Origin of the sequence: Sulfuritalea sp., from assembly GCF_017302275.1 — a bacterium.
In the GTDB taxonomy this organism is placed as follows: Bacteria; Pseudomonadota; Gammaproteobacteria; order Burkholderiales; family Rhodocyclaceae; genus Sulfuritalea.
Window position 1 is genome coordinate 1 of sequence record NZ_JAFLDR010000075.1, and the last position, 7331, is coordinate 7331.

A 7331-nucleotide genomic window follows, 5' to 3' on the forward strand; every position below is an offset into this window, starting at 1 on the left:
GGAGGTTCGTCCAGAATTCGCTCAATTGATCAAAACTTGATCAACTATCCCTCCCGGGCATCACGATCCACCTATTCGGCATAGCTCGGCACCCAAGTCATGGGGGCTGGTGAAATATCCGGGCTAGCCCGTATTTCATCAAGGCAGGTCGGCGGAATAGTCGTGAGGCGGGTCAACACTGGTGTCGAGACAGGATTGACGGAGTACTCCGCCGATGCCAAATTGTGCGCCTGGGAAAATGGAGTCTGGGCGCCTGGGCCGTTGCAATTCAGGGCGGCCTAAGCCGGGGGATAGCCGACCCGAAAGCCGCCCCAGTGCTTGCCGTTGACGTAGATCGGCACGGACAGGTCGTGCATGATCTCGCCGGTATCGCGCTTGTAGGTCTGAACGAGCACGTCATTGGTGTGCGCTCCACAGCGGGCGCCCGTCTTGTCGTCGAAGATGCGTTTGGTCCGATTCCCGGCCAGATCCTTTTCCGGATCCCCGGTCAGCGCCTGGCAGAAGCGATTGTTGTGCGTCGGAACGTAGCCGCGTAGATCGGTCGCGATCGCGTATGTCGCCTTCGGGTTCTTTTCGAGAAACGACTCCTGCACTGCCGGGAGGACGCGATCGGTAAGCGCGTCGAACCGGCTTGTGTATTTTTGCGGCTTCGTGTTCGGTATCGGCTTGTATTGATCTGAAAAGAAATCTTCGCGAGATATCGCCCCCGACGCGATCGCGTCTGCAAAAAGCTTTCCTATCTTCTCTGCGGCGGCTTTGGCAGACCGATACATCCTCGTGTGGTCACAGTCCAACCCCTGCGCCACCATTACGCTGAATGCCTGCTCGCCCGGCTTCTCTGCCTGTTTCGAGGCGAGAGTCAGTTCATCCTGGAAGTGGCCCATCCGACGGTAGCCCTCGGACGCCAGGGCCGCAATCACGTCGACCGTCTTCTGCGTGCGTCGCGCATCCGTGGCAATCGAGCTGACCTGTTCTTCGGAGGCAACCGCGTCATTCAGGATCGTCGTCAGTTGAGTTCCGACTTCCGTCGCGGTAGTCGCAACGGCGGCGGACTTCGCACTCAGGTCCGCGATGGTTTCGATGGAAGCCCGGGCGTGCTCCTGAATGGTCGTAATGACATCGGTAATTTCGTTTGAAGCCGTCATTGCCTCCGTGGCGAGCTTGCGTACTTCGGCGGCAACGACCGCAAATCCGCGCCCCTGCGTCCCTGCCCGCGCGGCCTCGATGGAGGCATTCAATGCCAGCAGGTTGGTTTGCCGGGCAATAGTCTGGATGGCTATGGTTACTTGTTGTATGCGTGCCATTTCCTCGGCAAGACGGTTCATCCCCTGTTCGGCATTCTGCGCCCTTTCCGCCATCGCAGTCATTGCCGAAACGACTTGCACCAGTTCGGCCGATCCCACCTCCGATTTTTCTCTGGTTCGCCGCGCGTTCCTGGCGGCGAGGTCGGCGCGATCGGCGACCGACTCGGAAAGGGCCCGAATCGCAACCGATTCGTCGGCGATCCGGTTCGCCTGTGTAGCCGCTTTGTCCGACTCTTGCGTCAATCGCGTCAGCGTATGGCAGACGTGGGCCAATCCGACCCCCATTTCCTGGAGGGTTCGTTGCAAATCACGCGCCTTCTTGCGCGCGGGAAACTTCGGCGGGCTTCCCGATGCATCGGCCGTGCTTCGGCGAAATAGGTTGAACATGTCCGTCCTCCCAGTGCCGGCTTCCATTGCCGGAGGTTGAAGTTCCGAACCCTCCCCGGTCGAATCGACGGTATCCATTCGCAGCCCGGTTGAATTGTCGAACGGGTCATTGCAGCAAGCGAACTCGATCCGACTCCATTCACTGCCCATTCTTCCTTCTGCTGCTTACTTTATTACTATTCTTTACCCGTGTCGCGAGCCATTCGCTTTGGATGTTGGTGATTGACTATCTGAACGGCAGCTATCCGGCGACAGTCCTGGCTATCTACTGTTGGCCGAATTAAGCCAGCCAGCAAAGGCCAACACAGCATTTCCGATTCCCGGATTACCGCCGTGCCGCCGCCGACTTTCTGATTCGACGTCGGGCAGCCGCTTTGCCACGCGAACCCGAGCGCGGCATGTTGTTGGATGTCAGATGGTCGATGACCAGTGGCGGACGATTGGGAAATTGCGCAACGATTTCCAGTTTGCCGCCCATCGCCTCGACGTAGCGGCGCAGCGTGGAGAGCAGCATGTCGCTGCGCTTTTCCAGCCGTGAAATGGTGTCCTGGCCGACCCCCAGAGAGGCGGCAAGGTCTTGCTGAGTTTGCGCCACGGCCTGGCGCAAGTCTTTCAGCGTCGCCAGTTCACCCGCGCGCGCCTCGATGGCGGCGCGGCGCTTGGCCGGCAGTCGCTCCAGCAGGTGATCAAGTTTTTTTGCCATGTCGATGCTCCTTGTTCGTTGCGGCCAGTGTGACCAGATGCGCGTCGAAGCGCGCGTCCGCCAACGCAATCAGTCGTTTGTAAAAGCGCCGTTGATCCGCGCCGCCCTTGTCGCCGCCCACCAGCAGAATCGCCTGTCGCGCCGGGTCGAAGACAAAAGCCACGCGCAATACTTCACCTGACCAGCCAAAGCGCAACTCCTTCATGTTGGCGTGCTTCGACCCCTTCAGTGTATCCACCGTCGGTCGCCCCAATTCGGGGCCGAAATCCCCCAGCAACAGAGCATGGGCCAGCGGTTCATCCTGCAGGGATTCGGGCAGGGCCGCAAATTCGGCGGCGAAATCGTCGTGAAAGAGGACGATCCAACTCATGCACAAATTATGTACTTAAAACCATATTTGCTCAAGTGGTCCGATGAACGCAGTCGCCCGATGAACTCATGTCGCCGTGCCGCCAGCGCCGACTATTGGCTTGGTCGTTCCACCGACTGCGGAGAGCCGTTCGATTGGGGAATCGATGCGTTTTTGCGTTTAAGACTTAGGCAACTCTGCGCGTCACGTGTTCGGACCAATGACGTGAGTGTGCCCTTTGCCGTCATTCCCGCGAACGCGGGAATCCAGCGGCGTTCGAGCAAGGATGCTGGATTCCGGGTTCCGCTTCGCGGCCCCGGAATGACGGTTCCTGGCCGAGCCGAGCCGGCCGCCAAAAGGTCGACACAGCATTCCCGGTTCCCGGATTCATCGCCGTCCCGCCAGCGCCAGCGCGCTGCGTCCCTGCGGGAACTTTCTAGGCCGAGAACAATTCCATGAACTGCTGCCGCAGCCAGCGGTGGCCGGGGTCGTCGTGGTAGCGCTCGTGCCAGCACTGGCGGATGTCGAAGGCGGGAATGTCCACTGGCAGCGGCAGCAACTTGACCGCATCCCTGGGCGAGATCTGGCTGCCGACGCTGTGCGGGACGATGGCGATCAGATCAGAGGCGGCGACGATGCTGGGCAGCACGAGGAAGTTCTGCACCCGCAGCGCGATGCGGCTTTCCAGGCCGTGGTCGACCAGGGTGCGTTCGATGATGCCGTGGCCGGTGCCGCCGGGCATGGCGATGGCGTGGCTGGCGGCGGCGAACTGGCGCGCCGTGAGGCGCGCGCCTATGGTCGGGTGGTCGCGGCTGAGGATGCAGACGTAACGGTCGCGGAACAGGCGCTGCTGGTAGAAGCCGGCCTCGAAATCCGGCAGGTTGCCGATGGTCAGGTCGGCCGCGCCGCTGCGCAGGGCCTCGCGCGCCTCGTCGGTGGACAAGGCGAGGTTGCGCAGGCGCACGCGCGGCGCGCTGCGGTTCAGGCGCGCCAGCAGGCGCGGCAGGAAGAAGGCTTCGCCGAGGTCGGTGATGTGGATGGCGAAATCGCGTTGCGAGGTGGCCGCGTCGAATTCCTGGCGGCCCGCCAGCGAGGCGCCGATCGCCGCCAGCGCGGCGCGGATCGGCTCGGCGATGCTTGCGGCATAGGGCGTCGGCGCCACGCCGTTGCCTAGGCGCACGAACAGGCGGTCGCCGGTGGCCTTGCGCAGGCGCGCCAGGGCGTTGCTCACCGCCGGCTGCGAGAGGTCGAGGCGGGCGGCGGCGCGGCTGATCGAGCCTTCGCCGAGCACCGCGTCGAACACCACCAGCAGGTTGAGGTCGAAATTCTTGATATTCATTTGGTGAATGTATTGTATTCATGTCATTCACTAGGCGCAATGCGGAATCTGGCCTAGAGTCCGCCCATCACAGACCGGGATCACCCGGCTACGACGAGGAGACAGGCATGCTCGAAGGCTGCGTACCCTGGCCCGCCGACATGGCGGCGCGCTACCGCCGCCAAGGCTGGTGGCAGGGCATCACGATTGCGCAACTGCTGGAGCGTACTGCCGCGCGGCTTCCGGACAAGACGGCGTTGGTCAGCGGCGATCTGCGCCTGAGCTACGCCGACCTGGTCGCCGGTTCGCGGCGCCTGGCCTGCGGTTTCCTCGACGCCGGCGTCAGGGCGCAGGACCGCGTGGTGCTGCAACTGCCCAACGGCCCCGAATTCGTCTTTGCCTACTTCGCCCTGGCGCGCATCGGCGCGATTCCGGTGATGGCATTGCGCGCCCATCGCCATAGCGAGGTCCGCCACTTCCTCACGGCCTCCGGCGCCACGGCTTACGTGATCCCGGACCGCATCGGCAGCTTCGACTACCGCGAGATGGCGCGCGAAGTCGGGCCCGAGGCACCCGCCCTGCGCCATGTCTTCGTCGCCGGCGAGCCGGGCGCGGGACAGATCGACCTGCGCGCGATGATCGCCGCGCCGCTGTCGGATGCCGCCGTCGCGGCGCGGCTGGCCGGCCACGAGCCCGACCCGGCGGAGGTCACCATCATGCTGCTTTCCGGCGGCACGACCTCGCTGTCGAAGCTGATCCCGCGCACCCACGAGGATTACGGGCTCAATGCGCGGCTGTGCGGCAAGGCAGGCGGCTTCGATGAGGCCACGGTATTCATGGCCATCCTGCCGCTGGGGCACAACTACAACCTGGCCTCGCCCGGCATGCTTGGCTGCTTCTACTACGGCGGCACAGTGGTGCTGGCGCCCTCGGGCGACGCGGCCGATGTGTTCGCGCTGGTGCAGCGCGAGAAGGTCAGCGTGATCGCCGCCGTGGTGCCGCTGATCTCCAACTGGCTGAATTCGCCGGTTCCCGACAACTACGATTTGTCGTCGCTGAAGGTGATCCAGAACGGCGGCGCGCGCCTGGCGCCCGAATTGCGCGGGCGCATGCGCGAGCGCTTCGGCTGCATCGCCCAGGAGATCTACGGCACCGCCGAAGGCCTGATCAACATGGTGCCGCTGGATGCGCCGGAAGACATGCTGCTCACCAGTTCCGGCGTGCCGGTCTGCGAGGACGACGAGATCAAGGTGCTCGACGACGACGGCAAGGAGGTGCCCGACGGCGAACCCGGCGAACTGGTGGCGCGCGGGCCGTATACGATCCAGGGCTACTACAAGGCGCCGGAAAAGCAGGCCGAGGCCTTCACGCCGGATGGCTTCTACCGCATGGGTGACATCGTCAGGAAAGTTGGCCGCCACGTATTCACCGAAGGCCGGCGCAAGGACCTGATCAACCGCGGCGGCGAGAAGATCAGTTGCGAGGAAGTCGAGAACCTGATTTTCGGCCATCCCAAGGTCAAGGCCGTGACCCTGGTGGCGATGCCCGACCCGGTGTTCGGCGAGAAGGCCTGCGCTTTCGTCATCGTGAAAGACGGCGAGACCGTGGGCTTCGAGGAACTGATCGCCTTCCTGCGCGCGCAGAAGATCGCCAGCTTCAAGCTGCCGGAGCGGCTGGAGGTGGTGAGCCAGTTCCCGCTGAGTCCCGTCGGCAAGATCCTCAAGCGCCAACTGCGCGAGATGATCGCGGCGAAGATCGAAACGGAAAAGGCCGGCACATGAAAATACGCATCATCGGCGGCGGTCCCGCCGGGCTTTACTTCGCGGCGCTGATGAAACGCGAGAACCCGGCGCATGACGTCGTGGTTTTCGAGCGCGGCCCGCGCGACGCGACCTGGGGCTTCGGCGTGGTGTTCTCCGATCGGGCGCTGGAGTTTCTGCGTGCCGACGACGAGCCGATGTACCAGTTGCTCATGCCGCTGATGGAGACCTGGCCCAATCTGACCATCGTGCATAACGACACGCCGGTACCGATCACCGGCAACGGTTTTGCCTCGATCGGCCGGCTGGAGTTGCTTGGCCGCCTGTATGCCCATGCCGAGTCACTGGGCGTAAGCATCGAATTCGACAGCGAGGTGACGTCGCTCGATGATCTGGCGCTGGCGGGGGCCGACCTGATCGTGGGCGCCAATGGCGCTTTTTCGTGGGTGCGCAACGAGCACGAGACCGAATTCGGCACCGAGACCGACATGCGACCCAACCGCTTCATCTGGTACGGCACCAGCAAGGTCTTCGACAGCCTGTCGCTGACCTTCCGCGAGACCGAGCACGGCGTTTTCTGCGCCCACCACTACCGCTACAGCCCGATCATGAGCACCTTCCTGGTCGAGGTCACGGACGCGACCTGGCAGCGCGCCGGTTTCGCCCGCATGGGCGAGGCGGAAACCATCCGCCACTGCGAGCAGGTGTTCGCCAGGGAACTGGAGGGCCAGCCCATCCTCTCCAACAAGTCCTACTGGCGCCAGTTTCCGGCGGTCACCAACCGGCAATGGAGCTTTGGCAAGGTGGTGCTGATGGGCGATGCGCTGCGCACCGCCCATTTCTCGATCGGCTCGGGCACGCGCCTGGCGATGGAGGACGCGATTGCCCTGTGGAAGGCCTTGCGTGACACCGATAGCGTGCCGCAGGCGCTGGTGCTTTACCGGGAGCGCCGCCTGCCGCCGATGAGCAAGATTCTCGACGCCGCCAGCGCCAGCATCCGCTGGTACGAGCGCATGGACGAGCTGATCCGGCTCTCGCCGGTCGACTTTGCCTACAGCTACATGACGCGCACCGGGCGCGTGGACCACGAGGAAGTGGCGCGGCGCGACCCGAAACTGGCGGCGGCCTGGGAGCACAGCCACCCCGAAATCTTCGGCGCTTCGTATTGACGCACCAATGGTTTGCACGTAATGTATACAGTATCCATTAACGAATCGCTCAAGTGTCAAGTCGTCATTCCGGCGAACGCCGGAATCCAGAAGCATCACGACACTGGACACCGGCTTTCGCCGGTGTGACGCCCTATTCAGAATTCAACGCCCGCCGATCGCCGGGCCATCAGGAGAAACTGCCGTGACAACAATCGCCGTGAAACGACCGGGGGAAGCCAAGCTCAAGGATTTGTTCAAGCCGGGCACCGTGGGCAAATACACCGTCAAGAACCGCATCAAGTATGGCGCCTGCTGTGTCTCCAACTACAACGGTCGCGACGGCACCATCACCCCGCGCG

6 protein-coding genes are annotated in these 7331 nt (G+C 63.3%); 2 read left to right on the forward strand and 4 right to left on the reverse strand.

Annotated features, from left to right (window positions below; translation table 11 throughout):
* Positions 1-278: 278 nt before the first annotated feature.
* From J0M27_RS20910 to J0M27_RS20925, 4 genes are all read right to left on the reverse strand, one after another.
* Positions 279-1841 carry a methyl-accepting chemotaxis protein gene (locus J0M27_RS20910; protein ID WP_294996520.1) on the reverse strand — a complete coding sequence of 521 codons (1563 nt, stop codon included), beginning with the start codon at positions 1839-1841 and terminating at the stop codon, positions 279-281.
* Between the two features lie 175 nt (positions 1842-2016).
* Complete coding sequence (locus J0M27_RS20915) at positions 2017-2394, reverse strand: XRE family transcriptional regulator (RefSeq protein WP_294996523.1); 378 nt, start codon at positions 2392-2394, stop codon at positions 2017-2019.
* The gene (locus J0M27_RS20920; RefSeq protein ID WP_294996525.1) at positions 2378-2764 is read right to left on the reverse strand and encodes a type II toxin-antitoxin system RelE/ParE family toxin; all 387 of its coding nucleotides are present in this window, start codon (positions 2762-2764) and stop codon (positions 2378-2380) included. Before J0M27_RS20920 ends, J0M27_RS20915 begins: the two co-directional genes overlap by 17 nt.
* Positions 2765-3179: 415 nt before the next feature.
* Complete coding sequence (locus tag J0M27_RS20925) at positions 3180-4082, reverse strand: LysR family transcriptional regulator (RefSeq protein ID WP_294996528.1); 903 nt, start codon at positions 4080-4082, stop codon at positions 3180-3182.
* A 107-nt stretch (positions 4083-4189) separates the two neighbouring features.
* On the opposite strand from J0M27_RS20925, the gene J0M27_RS20930 reads away from it, so the two are divergent.
* Both J0M27_RS20930 and J0M27_RS20935 read left to right on the forward strand, forming a co-directional pair.
* A complete protein-coding gene (locus tag J0M27_RS20930) occupies positions 4190-5842 on the forward strand; it encodes an AMP-binding protein (protein ID WP_294996530.1) in 1653 nt (550 codons plus the stop codon).
* Positions 5839-6990, forward strand: coding sequence for an FAD-dependent monooxygenase (locus J0M27_RS20935; RefSeq protein ID WP_294996533.1), 1152 nt, complete (start codon positions 5839-5841; stop codon positions 6988-6990). The genes J0M27_RS20930 and J0M27_RS20935 overlap by 4 nt, the downstream gene beginning before the upstream one ends.
* Positions 6991-7331: the final 341 nt, after the last annotated feature.